A 17,250-nucleotide genomic window follows, 5' to 3' on the forward strand; every position below is an offset into this window, starting at 1 on the left:
CCCGGCTCAGCCCGCGAGGACGTCGTCGCTGTTCATGCGGCGCAGCTCGCGGACGAGCAGGGCGACGCCGGTGACGATGGCGGCGGCGGACACGACCGCGTCGACGAGCTGGAGCGTGTCCTGCTCGGTACGGGCGGACTTCGCCTGCTTGACCACGCTCACCGCGCCGAACAGCGTGGTGCCGATCGACAGGTACGTGCCGGCCTTCGACTTCTTGAAGCCCTTGGCCTTCTTCAGCGCGCTCTTCTTGTCACCACTCACAGCGACGGTGCCTCCTCCAGCAGTCGGTGGCCCCAGCGCTCGGTGAACGCGGCCTCGACCGCGGCACCGACCTTGTAGAGCCGGTCGTCCTTCATGGCGGGCGCGATGATCTGCAGGCCGACCGGGAGACCGTCCTCCGGCGCGAGGCCGCAGGGCAGCGACATGGCCGCGTTGCCCGCGAGGTTGGTCGGGATGGTGCACAGGTCGGCGAGGTACATCGCCATCGGGTCGTCGACACGCTCGCCGATGGCGAAGGCGGTGGTCGGCGTGGTCGGCGAGACGATCACGTCGACCTGCTCGAACGCCGCGTCGAAGTCGCGCGAGATGAGCGTGCGGACCTTCTGCGCGGAGCCGTAGTACGCGTCGTAGTAGCCGGAGCTCAGGGCGTAGGTGCCCAGCATGACGCGGCGCTTGACCTCGGCGCCGAAGCCGGCCTCGCGGGTGAGGGCGGTGACGTCCTCGGCGGAGCGGGTGCCGTCGTCGCCGGTCCGCAGCCCGTAGCGCAGGCCGTCGAAGCGGGCGAGGTTCGAGGAGCACTCGGAGGGCGCGATGAGGTAGTACGCGGCCAGCGCCAGGTCGAACGACGGGCAGTCCAGCTCGACGATCTCGGCGCCGAGCTCCTTCAGCAGCTCGACGGACTCGTCGAAGCGCTGCAGGACGCCGGCCTGGTAGCCCTCGCCGCGGAACTGCTTGACGACGCCGACGCGCATGCCCTGGACGGAGCCGTTGCGGGCGGCCTCGACGACCGGCGGCACCGGGGCGTCGACGGAGGTGGAGTCGAGCGGGTCGTGACCGGCGATGACCTCGTGCAGCAGGGCCGCGTCGAGGACCGTACGGGCACAGGGGCCGCCCTGGTCGAGCGAGGAGGAGAAGGCCACCATGCCGTAGCGGGAGACCGCGCCGTAGGTCGGCTTGACGCCGACGGTGCCGGTGACGGCGGCGGGCTGGCGGATGGAGCCGCCGGTGTCCGTGCCGATGGCCAGCGGCGCCTCGTAGGCGGCGAGGGCGGCGGAGGAGCCGCCGCCGGAACCGCCGGGGATCTTGGTGAGGTCCCAGGGGTTGCCGGTGGGGCCGTAGGCGCTGTTCTCGGTGGAGGACCCCATGGCGAACTCGTCCATGTTGGTCTTGCCGAGGATGACGACGTCGGCGTCCTTCAGCCGGCGCGTCAGGGTGGCGTCGTACGGCGGGATCCAGCCCTCGAGGATCTTCGATCCGACGGTGGTGGGGACGCCCTTGGTGGTGAAGATGTCCTTCAGCGCCAGCGGGACGCCCGCGAGCGGGCCGAGCTTCTCGCCGCGCTCGCGCTTGGCGTCGACCTCACGGGCCTGGGCGAGGGCGCCCTCGCGGTCGACGTGCAGGAAGGCGTGCACCTTCTCGTCGACGGCCTCGATGCGGGCCAGGTGGGCCTCGGTGACCTGGACGGCCGTGAGCTCGCCGGAGGCGATCTTCTCGGCGATCTCGGCCGCGGTGAGCTTGATGATGTCCGTCACGATCTCAGTCCTCCCCCAGGATCTGCGGCACCTTGAAACGCTGCTGCTCCTGGGCGGGGGCGCCGGAGAGCGCCTCCTGGGGCGTCAGCGACGGACGGACCTCGTCCGGGCGCATGACATTGGTCAGCGGCAGCGGGTGGGAGGTCGGGGGGACGTCCTCGGCGGCCACATCGGAAACGCGGGCGACCGCGCCGATGATCACGTCGAGCTGTTCGGCGAAGTGGTCGAGCTCTTCGGCCTTCAGCTCCAGACGCGACAGCCGGGCGAGGTGGGCGACCTCCTCGCGCGTGATGCCAGGCATGCAGCGATCCTCAAGGGTGGGCGTATAGGTTTCGCCCCAATCCTATGGCTCCGCGTGCCATGCCCGCGAAACGCTTTCCGCCGCCGCCCTGCCGGGACGGCTACGTCACCGGCTGGTCCGCCGCGCCGGCGGGGTCCGCGGCGGGCACGGCCTCGGCGGCGACCGGGGGGCGCCGGCCGGCCCCGCTGCGCAGCCGCAGCCACGCCGTGGTCTCGTCCGGCGGCATTGCGGCGGCCACCAGCCAGCCCTGCACCGCGTCGCAGCCCAGGTCGCGCAGGCGTTCCCAGGTCTCGTCGTCCTCGACGCCCTCGGCGACGACGAGCAGGCCCAGCGAGTGGGCGAGGTCGAGGGTGCAGCGGACGATCTCCGCGTCCTCGTTGTCGATGGCCAGCCGGGCGACGAAGGAGCGGTCGATCTTCAGCTCGCTCACCGGCAGCCGGCGCAGGTGCACCAGCGAGGAGTAGCCGGTGCCGAAATCGTCCAGGGACATCTTCACGCCGTGGCCGGTCAGCCCGGCCAGCGTGTCGGCGGCCCGCTGGGGGTCCTCCAGCAGGACGTGCTCGGTTATCTCCAGCTGCAGGGCGCCGGCGGGGACGCCGTGCCGGGCGAGCCGGGCGGCGACGGACCCGGCGAAGCCGGGGGTGTGGACGTCGCGCGGGGAGACGTTGACCGCCACCGGGACCTCCAGGCCCATGGCCCACCACTTGGCGACCTGGCCGAGCGCGGTCTCCAGGACGTACTCGGTGAGCCGCGGCATCAGGCCGGAGGACTCGGCGATGGCGATGAACTCGTCGGGCGAGACCCGGCCGCGCTCGGGGTGCACCCAGCGCACCAGGGCCTCCAGGCCCTCGACGTGGCCGTCGAAGGCGACCTTGGGCTGGTAGTGCAGTTCGACCTGGCCGGCGTCCAGGGCCCGGCGGAGGTCGCCGAGCAGGCCGAGGCGGTCGGGCGTGTTGCCGTCGCGGCGGGCCTCGTAGACCTCGACGCCGCTGCGGTCCCGCTTGGCCTGGTACATGGCGACGTCGGCGCGGCGCAGCAGCCCTTCGGCGTCGAGGGCGTGGTCGGGGTAGACGGCGACGCCGGCGCTGGCCTCCAGGACGAGGGTGAGGCCGTCGAGGTCGAGGGGCGAGCCGAGGTCGGCGACCAGTGCGCGGGCCACCCGCTGGGCGCCGGTGAGCGAGTCGGCGCTGGGCAGCAGTACGGCGAACTCGTCGCCGCCGAGCCGGGCGGCCTCGGCGTCGCGCGGGAGGGCGAGGCGCAGGCGTTCCGCTATCTGGAGCAGCAGCCGGTCGCCGGCGAGGTGGCCGAGGGTGTCGTTGACGGAACGGAACCGGTCGAGGTCGATCAGGACGAGCGCGGCCCGGTCGCCGGCGCGCTCGGCCTCGTCGAGGGCGGTCCAGGTGCGCTCCAGGAGCCACTGCCGGTTGGGCAGCCCGGTGAGCGGGTCGCGCAGCTGTTCCTCGGCGCGGGCGCGGGCGATCCACAGGGTGGAGTCCAGGGCGATCAGCGGGACGGCGAAGAGCGGGAGCAGCAGCGGGGTGTGGTCGGCGACGACGGTGATGAGCGGGGCGAGGCCGAGGAGGGCGATGCCGACGAGCGCCTGCCGGACGAGGGCGGTGCGGGCGATGCTGGTCAGCGGGGCGCGCGGGGCCATGGCGTACCAGAGCAGGGCACGCGTGACGGCGAGGTGGAGGAAGGCGGCGAGGGCGATCTGCGGCGCGGCGACGGGCTGCCAGGTGTCGGGCAGCCAGGGCTCCTCGACGGTGGGGGTGACGCCCCAGGCGGCGAGGGAGAGCCCGGCGACGGCGATGCCGAGGACGTCGGCGGCGCCGTGGACTAACGCCTGTCGCCAGCGGTGGTGCCGGGCGAGGGAGACGAGGGCCACGACGGCGATGCCGATGAGGGCGGAGGGCAGCCAGCCGTAGAGGAGCAGCACGGCCAGGGTGAGGGCGGCACCGGAGCCGGTGCCGCCCCACCAGCGGTCGCGGCCGAGGGCGACCAGGTGGACGACGATGAGGCCGGTGAGGACGGCCAGGGACACGCCCGTGGCGCCGCCGGGGAAGAGGGCCCGGCCGGCGCTGACGGCCCGGCAGACGCCGCCGGCGAGGACCGCCGCGGCCAGTCCCGCACAGACCGTCGGCAGCGCGGGTGGGGACACCCGGCGCTGCCGTGATGCCGGTTCGGCGCTGTCGGTGGGTTTCATGCCCGTCCCTCTCACAGCCGGCGGTGCCCGCGCCACGGCAGGCGCACATCTCAACAGTAGGCCGCAGGAGGCTACGGCGGGCAGCGATCGGCAGCGGTTGCCCGAATGCGATCCGGCCGTCTGCAGCCGTTCCGTACGCGCTGTAGGGGTAATGCCCACTGACTATGCGGGCATTACTCCGCGGGGGTGGCCTCCTGGGGCACGGCCGCCTCGCGCGCCGCCTCGGGCCCCTGGTCGAGGAGGACGGCGAACCCTTCCTCGTCGAGCACGGGCACCTTCAGCTGCATCGCCTTGTCGTACTTGGAGCCGGGGTTGTCGCCGACGACCACGAAGCCGGTCTTCTTCGACACCGAACCGGTCACCTTCGCGCCCAGGTTCTGGAGGGCCTCCTTGGCCGCGTCGCGCGTCCAGCCGGCCAGGGTGCCGGTGACGACGACGGTGACGCCGGCGAGGGGGCGCGGGCCCTCGTCCTTGTGCGCCTCCTCCTCCATCCGGGCGCCGGCGGCCTTCCACCGGTCCACGATCTCGCGGTGCCAGTCCTCGGCGAACCACTCCTTGACCGCGGCCGCGGTGGTGCCGGCGACGCCGTCGACCTCGGCGAGCTCCTCGACGGTCGCGTCGGCGATGCGGTCGATGGAGCGGAACTCGCGGGCCAGGGCCTCGGAGGCGACCGGGCCGACGTGGCGGATGGACAGGCCGGTGAGGAAGCGGGCGAGCGGGCGCTGCTTGGCCGCCTCGATGTTGGCGAGCATGGCCAGGGTGTTCTTCTTCGGCTCGCCCTCCTGGTTGGCGAAGAAGGTCACCACCTTGGGCTCGCCCGTCGCGGGGTCGACCTTCGGCAGGCCGGTGTCGGGGTCGCGGACGTACGTCTTGATGGGCAGCAGCTGTTCGACAGTGAGGTCGAACAGGTCGGCCTCGCTGCGCAGCGGCGGCTCGGCGGGCTCCAGCGGCTGGGTGAGGGCGGAGGCGGCGACGTAGCCGAAGTTCTCGATGTCCAGGCACTTGCGGCTGGCGAGATAGAACAGCCGTTCGCGGAGCTGGGCGGGGCAGGAGCGGGCGTTGGGGCAGCGGAGGTCGACGTCGCCCTCCTTCATCGGCCGCAGGGGCGTGCCGCACTCGGGGCACTCCGCCGGCATCACGAACTCGCGCTCGGTGCCGTCCCGCAGGCCGACGACGGGGCCGAGGATCTCGGGGATGACGTCGCCGGCCTTGCGCAGCACGACGGTGTCGCCGATGAGGACGCCCTTCTCCTTGACGACGTCCTGGTTGTGCAGCGTGGCGAACTCGACCTCGGAGCCGGCGACGGTGACCGGCTCCACGACGGCGTACGGCGTGACGCGCCCCGTACGGCCGACGCCCACCCGGATGTCCACCAGCTTGGTGTTGACCTCCTCCGGCGGGTACTTCCACGCGATGGCCCAGCGCGGGGCGCGCGCGGTGGAGCCGAGCCGGCCCTGGAGCGGGATCTCGTCGAGCTTGACGACGACGCCGTCGATCTCGTGCTCCATGGAGTGCCGGACGTCCTGGTCGCCGTAGTGGGCGATGAACGCGCGGACGTCCTCCAGCGAGTCCACGACCTGCGCGTGCGCGGCCGTGGGCAGGCCCCAGGCGCGCAGCAGCTCGTACGCCTGCGACTGGCGCTCGATGGTGAGGCCCTCGCGGGCGCCGATGCCGTGCACCACCATGTGCAGCGGACGGGAGGCCGTCACGCGCGGGTCCTTCTGGCGCAGCGAGCCGGCGGCGGCGTTGCGCGGGTTGGCGAACGGCGGCTTGCCGGCCTCCACCAGGCGTGCGTTGAGAGCGTCGAACTTCTCGACCGGGAAGTAGACCTCGCCGCGCACCTCGACCAGGCTGGGGACGTTCTTGCCCGTCAGCTCGTCGGGGATCTCCTCGATGGTGCGGATGTTCGGCGTGATGTCCTCGCCGGTGCGGCCGTCGCCGCGGGTCGCGGCGCGGGTGAGGCGGCCGTTCTCGTAGGTGAGGTTGACGGCCAGGCCGTCGACCTTCAGCTCGCACAGGAAGTGGTAGCCGGTGTCGCCGAGCTCCTTGGAGATGCGGTCGGCCCAGCCGGTGAGCTCCTCGTCGTCGAACGCGTTGTCGAGGGAGAGCATGCGCTCGCGGTGCTCGACCGCGGTGAACTCCGTCTCGTACGCCCCGGCCACCTTCTGGGTGGGCGAGTCGGGGGTGCGCAGCGGGGGGTGCTCCTCCTCCAGCGCCTCCAGGGCGCGCAGCAGCTTGTCGAACTCCGCGTCGCTGATGACCGGCGCGTCCTTCACGTAGTACCGGAACCGGTGCTCCTCGACCTGCTCGGCCAGCCGGGCGTGCCGCTCGCGCGCCTCGGCGGGCACCGCGGCCTGCGCCGCGATGCCCTCGAGCTCCCCGCTCCGGCCGCCCCGCGCGTCCCGCTGTTCGACAGCCACCGTTCCCGTCCTCCCGTTTGTCCCCGAGACCCGTCACTCAGGGTTGTCTGCGAGTGATGTCGCCGCCCGGACGCAGTGGGCGAGGGCCGCACGGGCGTACGCGGGCGAAGCGCCCGCCAGCCCGCACCCCGGGGCGACCACCACGGACTCGGCGAGAGTCCCCGGCGACAGCCCCAGCCTGCGCCACAGCGTCCTGACACCCATGACGCTACCGGCAGGGTCGGACAATGGGGTGTCCACGCCCGGCACCACGCCCGCGAACAGCGTGACGCCCGCCTCCACCGCCTCACCGATCGCCTCGTCATCACGTTCGGTGAGCAGCGAGAAATCGAACGACACGGCTGCGGCGCCGGCGCGCCGGAGCAGCGCGAACGGCACGTCGGGGGCGCAGGTGTGGACGACGAGCGCGCCGCCGGGGACCTCCTGGGCCACGCCGGCCAGCTCGCGCAGCGCGCCCTCGACGACGGCGCGGTCCACGGCCCGGTGGGTGCGGTAGCCGCTGGCGGTACGGATCTGTCCGCGCAGGACGGCGGTCAGGGAAGGCTCGTCCAGCTGGAGCACGACGCGGGCGCCGGGCACGCGGCGCCGGACGTCGGCGAGGTGGCCGCGCAGGCCCTCGGCGAGGGAGGCGGCCAGGTCGCGGCAGGCGCCGGGGTCGCCGAGCGCGGCCTCGCCGCTGCGCAGCTCCAGCGCGGCGGCGAGCGTCCACGGGCCCACCGCGGAGACCTTGAGCAGGCCCTCGTAGCCCTGGGTGAACTCCTCCAGCGCGTCCAGGTCCTCGCCGAGCCAGGAGCGGGCGCGCCGGGTGTCACGGCCCGGCCGGTCGCTGATCCGCCAACCGCTGGGCTCGACGTGCGCGAAGACGTCCACGAGCAGCCCGGCGGTGCGGCCGATCATGTCCGCGCCGGGCCCGCGCGCCGGCAGCTCCGGCAGGTGCGGCAGCGTCTCCAGCGACCCCGTGACGGTCCTGGCGGCCTCCCGGGCGTCCGTTCCCGGCATCGATCCCACGCCGGTGGCGGTCCCGGCGCCCCACATGCTGCTGTTGTTCTCGCTCACCCGGGAAGCGTACGAGACGTCACCCGGCGGACCCGGACCATCCCGGGCGGACGGTGAGGTCGTGCACCTCGGCGTCGCGCGGCAGGTCGAGCGCGCACAGCACGGTCGTGGCCACCGACTCCGGGCTGATCCACTTGCCGGCCTCGTACGCCTTCCCCTCCTGCTGGTGCACCTTCACCTGCATGGCGGTGGCGGTGCGGCCCGGGTAGACGCTGGTGACGCGCACGCCGTGGGTGTGCTCCTCGGCGCGCAGCGCGTCGGCGAGGGCCTTCAGGCCGTGCTTGCTGGCGGCGTACGCGCCCCACTCGGCGTTGGCGCGCAGGCCGGCGCCGGAGTTGACGAAGACGACGTGGCCCTGCGAGACGCGCAGCTGCGGCAGCAGCAGCCGGGTCAGCTCGGCGGGCGCGACGAGGTTGACGGCGAGGGTGCTGTTCCACGTCTTCGTGGTCAGCTCGCCGACCGTGCCGAGGTCGACGACCCCGGCGACGTGCAGGAGGGAGTCGAGGCGGTCGGGGAGCGTCTGGTGGCCGAGCGCCCAGGACAGCCGGTCGGGGTTGCCGAGGTCGGCGACGAGGGTGTGGGCACCGGGGAACGCGGCGGCCAGTTCCTTGGCGCGCCCGGCGTCGCGCGCGACGAGCCACAGCTCGTCCCCGCGCTCGTGCAGCCGCCGCGCGACCGCCTCTCCGATGCCCGATCCTGCCCCGGTGATCAGATGTGTTGCCATGCCCCCCAGCTTGCCCTACGGGCGCGGGGGCGGGGCTGGGCGGGGCGGCGCGGGGTATGTCCGGATTCCGGCCGTGCCATGTACCGGTTCGGGACCTGTTCGGTTCCGGCCCTGTCACAGGAACAACCGTGGTTTGGCGAGGTGTAAAGCCATTGTTAGCGTGACGTGCGCTCGTCAAGGTTCAGGTTCGCGAGCACTGCTTTTCAGCCACCAACCGGGGGAGTTCACAGCGTGAAGCTTCGTCATGTCCGCGCGGCCGCCGTCTTCGGAGTCTGCGTCGTCGCCCTGACCGGCGCCCGCGGCCACCACGGCGCGAGCTGCGGCGGCGGTTCCAGCCACCACAGCAGCAGCTCCTCGTCCGGCGGGTCGAGCACGACGGGCGGCACGACGACGACGGGCGGTACGACGACGGGCGGCACCGACAGCAGCACGTCGGGCGGCGGCATGACCACGAGCGGCGGCACGGACAGCACCACCACCTCCGGCGGCAGCTCCTCGGTGCTGGGCTCGTCCGGCCGGGGCAGCAGCTCGGGCAACGAGGCGATGCGCGACATCAAGATCGACAGCTGCACGTACAGCGACGCCCGCGGCATCACGGCGAAGATCAGCGCCACGAACGGCAGCGCGACGCAGACCTACAGCTACAGCCTCACCGTGGACTTCACCCTCCCCGACGGCCGCACGGCCACGCGCCACCCGTCGATCCCCTGGGTCCGCCCGGGCAAGACGGACTCCCTCGACGTCTCCACCCCGTACGTCCCGAAGCCGGGCGCCCCGGGCGGCACGTTCAAGTGCTCGGTGACGCAGGCGACGCGGAGCTGAGGCCGCCGTACACAGGTTCCCCTATTCGGAGTAAGAACACGGTAGCGACGTGCGGACGACTTGCCGCCTGGGGCAGAGTCGTCCGCACGTCGCTGCCCTGCCGCGGGCGGACGCAGGACACTTCAGCTGGAGCGCCCGGTGACGAACCTCGAAATGCATCGATTCGAAGCAATCGACGCAGCATTCCCGGACTTGCACGCCGAAATGATCGACGGAGAGGTCTGCATCGAGACCCTGGTCGGGTGGGCTCATGGCCGGATGGTGGTCACCCTCCTGACCCAGCTGGCTGCCCAGTGGTGCGTCGCGACCAAGGTCAACACTGTCCATGACAGCTGGCAGGGCATGACCTATCTGCGCCCCGACTTGTCCGTGGCCGACCTCTCCCACCAGGGCGTGAACCACGAGGATTTCCCGGCGGACGAGCTCGCGCTCGTCGGTGAGGTCGTCTCCCCGTCGACCGCTGACAAGGACACCCGCCGCAAGGTCGAGAAGTACGCGATCGCAGGCATCCCCTACTACCTCGTCGTGAACCCCATCAACCGCGAGTGCGTGCTCCACTCACTGCCCGAGGACGGCAGGGACCGCTCCCGCGTCGTCAGCAAGTTCGGCGACCCGGTGCCCATCGGCGCCCCCATCGACACCGACCTCGACACCTCGGCCCTCCGCACCTACTGAGCCGCCGCCCCCGTACGCACCCGCTCCGTCGCCGCGATCGTCGCCGAGCCCACCACGCGCGTCCCGTCGTACAGCACGATCGCCTGGCCCGGGGCCACGCCGCGGACCGGCTCGGTGAAGCGGACGCGGAGCTCCTCGCCCACCAGTTCCGCCGTCACCTCGGTCTCGCCGCCGTGGGCGCGCAGCTGGGCCGTGTACGTGCCCGGGCCCTCCGGGGCGACGCCGCACCAGCGGGGCTTGATGGCGGTGAGGGCCGTGACGTCCAGTGCCTCCGCCGGGCCGACCGTCACCGTGTTGGTCACCGGGGAGATGTCCAGGACATAGCGCGGCTTGCCGTCCGGGGCCGGGTGGCCGATGCGGAGGCCCTTGCGCTGGCCGATCGTGAAGCCGTACGCGCCCTCGTGCGTGCCGAGCCGGTTGCCGGCCTCGTCGACGATGTCGCCCTCCGCCTTGCCCAGGCGCTTCGCCAGGAAGCCCTGCGTGTCGCCGTCGGCGATGAAGCAGATGTCGTGGCTGTCGGGCTTCTTCGCCACGGCCAGGCCGCGCCGCTCCGCCTCCGCGCGGATCTCGTCCTTCGTGGTGACCGTGTCGCCCAGCGGGAACATCGCGTGGGCCAGCTGCCGCTCGTCCAGCACGCCCAGCACGTACGACTGGTCCTTGGCCATGTCGGACGCCCGGTGCAGCTCGCGCGTGCCGTCCTCGTTCACCACGACCGTCGCGTAGTGGCCGGTGCAGACCGCGTCGAAGCCCAGCGCGAGGGCCTTGTCCAGCAGCGCCGCGAACTTGATCTTCTCGTTGCAGCGCAGGCACGGATTCGGGGTCCGGCCGGCCTCGTACTCGGCGACGAAGTCCTCGACCACGTCCTCGCGGAAACGTTCGGCCAGGTCCCAGCAGTAGAAGGGGATGCCGATGACGTCGGCGGCGCGGCGGGCGTCGCGCGAGTCCTCGATCGTGCAGCAGCCGCGGGCGCCCGTCCGGAAGGACTGCGGGTTCGCCGACAGCGCGAGGTGCACGCCGGTCACGTCGTGCCCCGCCTCGACGGCGCGGGCGGCGGCGACGGCGGAGTCGACGCCGCCGGACATGGCGGCGAGCACGCGGAGGCGACGGCCGTCGCGAGGGGCGGAAGGTGCACCGGGGAAGTCACTCATAGCCCCTCCAGAGTACGGTGTGCGTCCACCGGCGAAGGGGGGAGACCGATGGCGCGGGGCATCAGCCGGCGCGGACTGCTGATCGGCGGCGGGGCGGCCGTGGCCGCGGGCGCGGCCGGGTACGCCGCCCAGGACGAACTGACCCGCTGGTGGTGGCGGCTCCCCGGCGTCGAGAAGCCGCGCACGGACGGCGCCGTCGACCACCCCGGCGCCGAGTGGATCGCCGCCTCGTCGGCCAACTGGCGGCGCGCCGACCGCCCCGGCGACTACGCCGTCGACCGGGTCGTCGTCCACGTCGTCGAGGGCAGCTTCGCCGACGCGCGCACCGTCTTCCGCGACCCCGTGCACCGCGCGGCCGCGCACTACGTCGTGCGCGAGGACGGCCGCGTCGCCCAGTTCGTCCGCGAGCTCGACGTCGCCTTCCACTCCGGCAACCGGCGGTTCAACGAGCGCAGCATCGGCATCGAGCACGAGGGCTTCGTCGACCGCCCGGCCGGCTTCACGGACGCCCTGTACGCGGCGTCGGCCCGCCTGACCGCCGGGATCTGCGCGCGCTACCGCATCCCCGTGGACCGCGGGCACATCGTCGGGCACGTCGAGGTGCCGGGGACGGACCACACCGACCCCGGGCCGCACTGGGACTGGGAGCGGTACCTCCGCCTGGTGCGGGCCGCCGCCTAGCTGAGCCCCGCCGTGCGGGCCCGTTCCACGACCGGGCCGATCGCCGCCGCGACCGCCGCCACGTCCTCCTTCGTCGACGTGTGGCCCAGCGAGAACCGCAGCGTGCCCCGCGCCAGGTCCGGGTCGGTGCCGGTGGCCAGGACGACGTGGCTGGGCTGGGCGACGCCCGCCGTGCACGCCGAGCCCGTCGAGCACTCGATGCCCTGCGCGTCGAGCAGCAGCAGGAGCGAGTCGCCCTCGCAGCCGGGGAAGGAGAAGTGCGCGTTGGCGGGCAGCCGGCCCGCCGGGTCAGGGTCGCCGCCGAGCACCGCGTCCGGCACGGCCGCCCGTACGGCCGCGATCAGCTCGTCCCGCAGCGCCCCGATCTCGCGCGCGAACTCCGCGCGCCGCTCCGCAGCCAGCGTGCCCGCCACGGCGAACGCCGCCACGGCCGGCACGTCCAGCGTGCCGGAGCGGACCTGGCGCTCCTGGCCGCCGCCGTGCAGCAGCGGTACGGGCGCGTACTGGCGGCCCAGCAGCAGCGCCCCGACCCCGTACGGGCCGCCGATCTTGTGCCCGCTGACGGTCATCGCGGCGAGCCCCGACGCGGCGAAGTCCACGTCCAGCTGGCCGACGGCCTGCACCGCGTCCGCATGCACCGGAATGCCGTATTCCGCGGCGACGGCGGTCAGCTCCCGCACCGGCATGACCGTGCCGATCTCGTTGTTGGCCCACATGACCGTGACCAGCGCCACGTCCGCGGGGTTCCGGGCTATCGCCTCGCGCAGCGCGTCCGCGTGCACCCGGCCGAGCGCGTCGACCGGCAGGTACTCGACGGCCGCGCCCTCGTGGTCGGCGAGCCAGTGCACGGCATCGAGGACCGCGTGGTGCTCGACGGGGCTGGTCAGGACGCGGGTGCGGGCCGGGTCGGCGGCGCGGCGGGCCCAGTAGAGGCCCTTCACGGCGAGGTTGTCGGCTTCCGTGCCGCCGGCGGTGAACACCACCTCGCTGGGGCGGGCCCCGAGGGCGGCCGCGAGCGACTCGCGGCCCTCCTCGACGGTACGGCGGGCCCGCCGGCCGGCGGCGTGCAGCGACGAGGCGTTGCCCGCGAGCGGGAGGAGGGCGGTCATCGCCTGCACCGCCTCCGGGAGCATCGGGGTGGTGGCGGCGTGGTCGAGGTAGGCCATGGTGGGCACGATTCTACGAGTGCGGGCGGGGGCGGGTGCGGGTGCGTGGGGGGCGCTGCGGGGGGCGCTGCGCCGGGCCTTTCCCCACCCCGCCCTTTCCCGAAACCGGGGGCAGGCCCCCGGGCCCCGGCCGCGCTGCGCGCGGCCCTTTCGGGGGCTCCGCCCCCGGACCCCCGCGCCTCAAACGCCGGCGGGGCTGGATTTGGCTGATGCCCGTCGTACAGCCCGCCCGGCAGCCGGCTTTGGTCAATACCCGTCGTACAGCGCCACGATCTCCTCCGCCCGCTCCCTCAGATCCGCCCTCACCTCCTCCGGCCCCAGCACCTCCACGTCCGCTCCGAACGCCAGCAGTGCCCGTGCGGCCCTCGGGTCCGGCAGGGCGAGTTCCACCACCGCCGGGTCGTCGTCCGTCGGCGGGCCCGTGAGGAGGCCGCCGTGGAGGCGGAGGAAGAAGTCGAGGCGGTGCCGGCGCACCGTTGCCCGTACCAGGGCTTCCGCCGGGCGTTCCTCCACCTGCCGGCGCAGGACCTGCCACACGTCCGTCAGCTCGGTGCCCGGCCGGCGCCGGACCGGGTCGTCCGTGACCGTCACGGCCGCGACGCGGTCCGCGCGGAACAGCCGGGGGCGGCCGCGGCGGTCCGCCACGAGGTACCAGACGCCCGCCTTGGCGACCAGGCCGTACGGGTCGACGGTGTACGTGCGCGCCTCCGCCTGCCCGGCGTGCCGGTAGCGCAGCCGCAGCCGCCGGTCGGTGAAGACGGCCGTGTGCAGGTCGCCCAGGTCGGCGCCGGGGCCGGGGCCCGCCATCCAGCGGACGGGGTCGACGAGGATGCGGCGGCTGGTGGCCTCGGCGGCGGGCCGGTGCGGTGCGGGCAGCGCCGCCATGACCTTGCGCAGCGCCGAGCCCAGTGCGCCGTCCAGGCCGAGCGCGGCGTGCGTGCCCGGCCCGGCGAGCACGAACAGGGCGCGGGCCTCGTCCGCCGTCAGGCCCGTCACGTCGGTGCGGAAGCCGGGCAGCAGCGCGATGCCGCCGTGCCGGCCGCGTTCCGCGTACACGGGGACGCCGGCGGCGGACAGCGCCTCGACGTCGCGGTAGACGGTCCGTACCGACACCTCCAGCCGCCGGGCGAGCTCGGCCGCCGGGACCTTGCCCCGGCTCTGCAGGAGCAGCAGCACCGACAGCAGGCGGTCCGCCTTCATTTTTCGTTCTCCCCCCGTCTCCGGAAAACCTGACGGCAGGTGTCAGGTTATGGCGGCAGGCTGCGGCGCATGAACAGCGAGATCACCACCGCCGACCCCCGTCCCCTCTACCGCCGCGCCGCCGCCCAGGTCGCCCGGCTGATCGCCGCCGCCACCGAGGGCCGGCTGGGCGACCCCACCCCGTGCGAGGAGTTCGACGTCCGCGGGCTGCTCGCCCACCTCGTCGCGGGCGCCCGGGCCGGTGCCGCCCTCGGCGAGCGGAACCGCGACGTCACCCTCGCGCCGCCCGCCGGCGTGCCGGACGGCGCGTGGGCGAAGGAGTACGAGGAGGCCGCCGCGCATCTGCTGGCCGTCTGGTCGGACGACGCGCTGCTGGAGCGGCCCGTGCGCGTGCCGTGGGGCGAGATGCCGGGCGGCGCGTACCTGGCGAGCGGCTGCGTGCTGGAGACCGTGGCCCACACCTGGGACCTGTCGCGCGCGCTCGGCGACCCGTTCCCGCTGGACGAGGAGCTGGCCGAGTACGCGCTGGCGTGGGCGCGGCGGGCGCTGGCGGCGGACCGTCGTGGCGAGGGCGTGCCGTTCGGCCCGGTGCAGCCGGTGGCGGAGGACGCCGGCGCGTACGACCGGCTGGCGGCGTGGCTGGGCCGGCCCGTGGGGCAGGCGGGCTGACCGGGTGGGGCCGGTCAGGTGCCGTCCGGCCCCTCCGTGGCCGCGCTGCGCCGGTGCCAGGCGCGCGGTGCGCGCCAGTGGTAGCGCATGGCCATCAGCCGCAGGGCGAACGCGGTGAGGGCCGGCACCATGCTGGTCTGCGCGTTCAGCTCGCCGTAGCGGATGAGGAGCGCGGCCATGGTGGAGCCGACCATGGCGGGGACGGCGTACAGGTCGCGGTCCCAGCGCAGCAGTGAGGGCACCTCGTGGGCGAGGACGTCGCGGAGCACGCCGCCGCCCACGGCGGTGGCCAGGCCGAGGGTGGCGGCGAAGGTCAGCCCGAGGCCGTGGTCGTACGCCTTGACGGTGCCGGCGACGCAGAAGAGGCCGAGGCCGGCGGCGTCGAAGACGTTGACGGCCTTGGTGATGCGCTCGACCTCCGGGTGGAGGAAGAAGACGATCACCGTGGCGAGCAGCGGGGTGAGGAAGTAGCCCAGGTCGGTGAAGGCCGCGGGCGGCACCGCGCCGATGATCAGATCCCGGAACAGCCCGCCGCCCAGCGCCGTGACCTCGGCCAGGACCGCCATGCCGAAGACGTCGAAGTTCTTGCGCACGCCCAGGAGCGCGCCCGAGATGGCGAAGACGAAGATCCCTGCGAGGTCCAGCGAGTGCTGGACGGTGGGGCTGAACAGATCGGTGAGCACCAGACATTCTTACTCGGCGCCGGCCGTGCTCCTGTTCGGCGTGTCACCTGCTGGGATGACATGGACGACGGGGGCGACGGGGGTGAGGGCGCTCAGCCCAGCTTCGGCTTGTCCCGGCTGGAGAGCCAGGTGGCGAAGAGCTTGCTCAGGTCCTGGTGCGACACGGCCTCGGCGAGGGCGATGAACTGGCCGGTCCGGACGTTGCCGCCGCGGTGCATCCGGGTCCACTGGCGCAGCAGCGAGAAGAAGGCCCGGTCGCCGATGCGTTCGCGCAGCACCTGGAGGGTCATGGCGCCGCGGTAGTAGACGGAGCGCGACAGCAGCGTCTCGCGGCGCGGGTCGGCGATGTCGATCTGCCAGAAGGGGTCGCCGGCGGAGCGCTGGTTGTAGGCGGCGAGGAAGGACCGGTGGGTGCTCTGCCGGCCCTTGTGCTCGTCCCACAGCCATTCGGCGTACGTGGCGAAGCCCTCGTTCAGCCAGATGTCCTGCCACCGCTCGACGGAGACGGAGTCGCCGAACCACTGGTGGGCCAGCTCGTGCACGATCGTCGACTCGTCCCGTACGGCCGAGTACAGCGGCTTGGTCTGGGTCTCCAGCGAGAACTCGGCCTCGGGCACGTCGTCGACCACGGCCCCGGTCTGCTCGAAGGGGTACGGGCCGAAGACGCGTGCCCAGTGGTCGGTGACCTCGGCGGTCAGGGCGTAGAAGTCGGGGCCGCGGCCGGCCAGCGCGGGGTCGGTGGCCACGTACATGGGGATGCCCGCGGGCGTCCGGCCCTGCCGGACCCGGAACCGGCCGATGGTGGCGGTGGCCAGGTAGGGCGCCATGGGCTGGCTCTCGCGCCAGTGGGCGACCGCGTGGTCGCCGTCGTCGGTCAGCGAGACGAGCCGGCCGTTGGAGATGGCGGTCAGGCCCTTGGGCGCGCGGATGCGCACGTCGAAGGTCGCCTTGTCGGAGGGGTGGTCGTTGGCGGGGAACCAGGTGGAGGCGCCGTTGGGCTCGCAGGCGACGAAGGCGCCGTCGCGGGTCCGGATCCAGCCGTAGCGGGAGCCGAAGACGACGGGCCCGCCGAGCGGCCGGGGCGTGCCGCCGTACGTGACGGTGGTGGTGAAGGTGTGGCCCTTGGGCAGGGGGTGGGCGGGGCGGATGCCCAGTTCGTCGCCGGCGTGGACGAACGCGGCGGGCCTGCCGTCGACCTCCACGGAGCGGACGTCCAGCTGCTGGAGGTCGAGGTCGAAGGAGGACAGGGCCCGCGTGGTGCGCGCGGTGATCGTGGCGCGCCCGTCGAGCCGCCCGGTGCCGGGGGCGTAGCGGAGGTCGAGGTCGTAGTGGCGGACGTCGAAGCCGCCGTTGCCGAGGCCCGGGAAGTACGCGTCGCCGATGCCGGCGGCGCCGGCCGTGGGCCGCTGGGAGGGGCCGGCCGGGGTGCGGGGCGGACGGGCGGGGCCGGTGAGGACCGCCACGACGGTGCCGGCGAGGGCGCCGACGGCGATGAGCCGCAGGGGGCCGCGGCCGGGGGGCCGGAGGAAGGCCCAGGCGCGCAGGGCGGGGGTCCGCAGGCGGCGGAGGCGGGCGCGGGTCCACTCCCGGCAGGCGCGTATCCGTTCCGCGCAGGCGCCTGTTCGGGCGCCTATTCGCTCCCGCAGACCGGTCAGGGCCCGCAGCAGCGCCGGCGGTATGGAGAATGCAGGCGGTTTGGGGGGTGGTGCCATCGGCCGTCCCTTTCGAGCCCGTTCGCGCACGCGAAAGTC

17 protein-coding genes are annotated in these 17,250 nt (G+C 73.7%); 4 read left to right on the top strand and 13 right to left on the bottom strand.

The features are described from left to right. Positions 1-6 precede the first annotated feature (6 nt). The 8 genes from IE305_RS17075 to IE305_RS33060 all read right to left on the bottom strand — a co-directional run bounded on the left by IE305_RS17075 (position 7) and on the right by IE305_RS33060 (position 9,009). The gene (locus IE305_RS17075; RefSeq protein WP_190130463.1) at positions 7-261 is read right to left on the bottom strand and encodes a hypothetical protein; all 255 of its coding nucleotides are present in this window, start codon (positions 259-261) and stop codon (positions 7-9) included. Then, positions 258-1,751, bottom strand: coding sequence for an Asp-tRNA(Asn)/Glu-tRNA(Gln) amidotransferase subunit GatA (gatA, locus tag IE305_RS17080; RefSeq protein ID WP_190130464.1), 1,494 nt, complete (start codon positions 1,749-1,751; stop codon positions 258-260). The genes IE305_RS17075 and gatA overlap by 4 nt, the downstream gene beginning before the upstream one ends. Positions 1,752-1,755: 4 nt before the next feature. Further along, positions 1,756-2,052, bottom strand: coding sequence for an Asp-tRNA(Asn)/Glu-tRNA(Gln) amidotransferase subunit GatC (gene gatC / locus IE305_RS17085; protein WP_190130465.1), 297 nt, complete (start codon positions 2,050-2,052; stop codon positions 1,756-1,758). 100 nt (positions 2,053-2,152) lie between these two features. Further along, a complete protein-coding gene (locus tag IE305_RS17090; protein ID WP_190130466.1) occupies positions 2,153-4,255 on the bottom strand; it encodes a putative bifunctional diguanylate cyclase/phosphodiesterase in 2,103 nt (700 codons plus the stop codon). A 173-nt stretch (positions 4,256-4,428) separates the two neighbouring features. Then, positions 4,429-6,621, bottom strand: coding sequence for an NAD-dependent DNA ligase LigA (ligA, locus tag IE305_RS17095; RefSeq protein ID WP_229891132.1), 2,193 nt, complete (start codon positions 6,619-6,621; stop codon positions 4,429-4,431). 87 nt (positions 6,622-6,708) lie between these two features. Next, on the bottom strand, positions 6,709-7,710 hold the full coding sequence (locus tag IE305_RS17100; protein WP_190130698.1) for a methionine synthase: 1,002 nt from the start codon (positions 7,708-7,710) through the stop codon (positions 6,709-6,711). Positions 7,711-7,750: 40 nt separating this feature from the next. Then, complete coding sequence (locus IE305_RS17105; protein ID WP_190130468.1) at positions 7,751-8,455, bottom strand: SDR family oxidoreductase; 705 nt, start codon at positions 8,453-8,455, stop codon at positions 7,751-7,753. 242 nt (positions 8,456-8,697) lie between these two features. Beyond that, complete coding sequence (locus tag IE305_RS33060; protein WP_229891092.1) at positions 8,698-9,009, bottom strand: hypothetical protein; 312 nt, start codon at positions 9,007-9,009, stop codon at positions 8,698-8,700. On the opposite strand from IE305_RS33060, the gene IE305_RS33065 reads away from it, so the two are divergent. Continuing rightward, entirely contained in the window at positions 8,999-9,277 is a 279-nt protein-coding gene (locus tag IE305_RS33065) for a hypothetical protein (RefSeq protein ID WP_229891094.1), read from the top strand. The genes IE305_RS33060 and IE305_RS33065 overlap by 11 nt on opposite strands. Positions 9,278-9,430: 153 nt before the next feature. Further along, positions 9,431-9,952, top strand: a complete 522-nt coding sequence (locus tag IE305_RS17115; protein WP_268255934.1) for a Uma2 family endonuclease — start codon at positions 9,431-9,433, stop codon at positions 9,950-9,952. Here the strand turns inward: IE305_RS17115 and mnmA are convergent. Beyond that, positions 9,946-11,100, bottom strand: a complete 1,155-nt coding sequence (gene mnmA / locus IE305_RS17120) for a tRNA 2-thiouridine(34) synthase MnmA (RefSeq protein ID WP_190130471.1) — start codon at positions 11,098-11,100, stop codon at positions 9,946-9,948. The two genes, IE305_RS17115 and mnmA, sit on opposite strands and share 7 nt — an antisense overlap. A 48-nt stretch (positions 11,101-11,148) precedes the next feature. Here mnmA and IE305_RS17125 point away from each other — a divergent pair, with 48 nt between their 5' ends. Continuing rightward, entirely contained in the window at positions 11,149-11,781 is a 633-nt protein-coding gene (locus IE305_RS17125) for an N-acetylmuramoyl-L-alanine amidase (protein ID WP_190130472.1), read from the top strand. On the opposite strand, the gene IE305_RS17130 is transcribed toward IE305_RS17125, so the two are convergent. Continuing rightward, complete coding sequence (locus tag IE305_RS17130) at positions 11,778-12,947, bottom strand: cysteine desulfurase family protein (protein ID WP_190130473.1); 1,170 nt, start codon at positions 12,945-12,947, stop codon at positions 11,778-11,780. The genes IE305_RS17125 and IE305_RS17130 overlap by 4 nt on opposite strands. A 246-nt stretch (positions 12,948-13,193) precedes the next feature. After that, positions 13,194-14,147, bottom strand: a complete 954-nt coding sequence (locus IE305_RS17135; RefSeq protein ID WP_190130474.1) for a helix-turn-helix transcriptional regulator — start codon at positions 14,145-14,147, stop codon at positions 13,194-13,196. Positions 14,148-14,216: 69 nt separating this feature from the next. Here IE305_RS17135 and IE305_RS17140 point away from each other — a divergent pair, with 69 nt between their 5' ends. After that, a complete protein-coding gene (locus IE305_RS17140; protein WP_190130475.1) occupies positions 14,217-14,816 on the top strand; it encodes a TIGR03086 family metal-binding protein in 600 nt (199 codons plus the stop codon). Positions 14,817-14,830: 14 nt separating this feature from the next. Here IE305_RS17140 and IE305_RS17145 read toward each other — a convergent pair whose 3' ends face one another. Together IE305_RS17145 and IE305_RS17150 are read right to left on the bottom strand one after the other, a co-directional pair. Beyond that, on the bottom strand, positions 14,831-15,499 hold the full coding sequence (locus IE305_RS17145) for a trimeric intracellular cation channel family protein (protein ID WP_190130476.1): 669 nt from the start codon (positions 15,497-15,499) through the stop codon (positions 14,831-14,833). Between the two features lie 92 nt (positions 15,500-15,591). Beyond that, positions 15,592-17,211, bottom strand: coding sequence for a M1 family metallopeptidase (locus IE305_RS17150; protein WP_190130477.1), 1,620 nt, complete (start codon positions 17,209-17,211; stop codon positions 15,592-15,594). Positions 17,212-17,250: the final 39 nt, after the last annotated feature.

This window comes from Streptomyces mashuensis (genome assembly GCF_014654785.1).
GTDB classification, from domain to species: Bacteria; Actinomycetota; Actinomycetes; order Streptomycetales; family Streptomycetaceae; genus Streptomyces; species Streptomyces mashuensis.

Excerpts from the sequence above, each read along its gene's own strand:
- IE305_RS33065 (WP_229891094.1), top strand. The coding sequence starts at position 8,999 with ATGCGCGACATCAAGATCGACAGCTGCACGTACAGCGACGCCCGCGGC.
- gatC (WP_190130465.1), bottom strand. The coding sequence starts at position 2,052 with ATGCCTGGCATCACGCGCGAGGAGGTCGCCCACCTCGCCCGGCTGTCG.
- IE305_RS17150 (WP_190130477.1), bottom strand. The coding sequence starts at position 17,211 with ATGGCACCACCCCCCAAACCGCCTGCATTCTCCATACCGCCGGCGCTG.
- IE305_RS17100 (WP_190130698.1), bottom strand. The coding sequence starts at position 7,710 with ATGTGGGGCGCCGGGACCGCCACCGGCGTGGGATCGATGCCGGGAACG.
- IE305_RS17130 (WP_190130473.1), bottom strand. The coding sequence starts at position 12,947 with ATGGCCTACCTCGACCACGCCGCCACCACCCCGATGCTCCCGGAGGCG.
- IE305_RS17125 (WP_190130472.1), top strand. The coding sequence starts at position 11,149 with ATGGCGCGGGGCATCAGCCGGCGCGGACTGCTGATCGGCGGCGGGGCG.
- IE305_RS17135 (WP_190130474.1), bottom strand. The coding sequence starts at position 14,147 with ATGAAGGCGGACCGCCTGCTGTCGGTGCTGCTGCTCCTGCAGAGCCGG.
- IE305_RS17115 (WP_268255934.1), top strand. The coding sequence starts at position 9,431 with ATGCATCGATTCGAAGCAATCGACGCAGCATTCCCGGACTTGCACGCC.
- IE305_RS17090 (WP_190130466.1), bottom strand. The coding sequence starts at position 4,255 with ATGAAACCCACCGACAGCGCCGAACCGGCATCACGGCAGCGCCGGGTG.
- mnmA (WP_190130471.1), bottom strand. The coding sequence starts at position 11,100 with ATGAGTGACTTCCCCGGTGCACCTTCCGCCCCTCGCGACGGCCGTCGC.
- IE305_RS17105 (WP_190130468.1), bottom strand. The coding sequence starts at position 8,455 with ATGGCAACACATCTGATCACCGGGGCAGGATCGGGCATCGGAGAGGCG.
- IE305_RS17140 (WP_190130475.1), top strand. The coding sequence starts at position 14,217 with ATGAACAGCGAGATCACCACCGCCGACCCCCGTCCCCTCTACCGCCGC.
- IE305_RS33060 (WP_229891092.1), bottom strand. The coding sequence starts at position 9,009 with ATGTCGCGCATCGCCTCGTTGCCCGAGCTGCTGCCCCGGCCGGACGAG.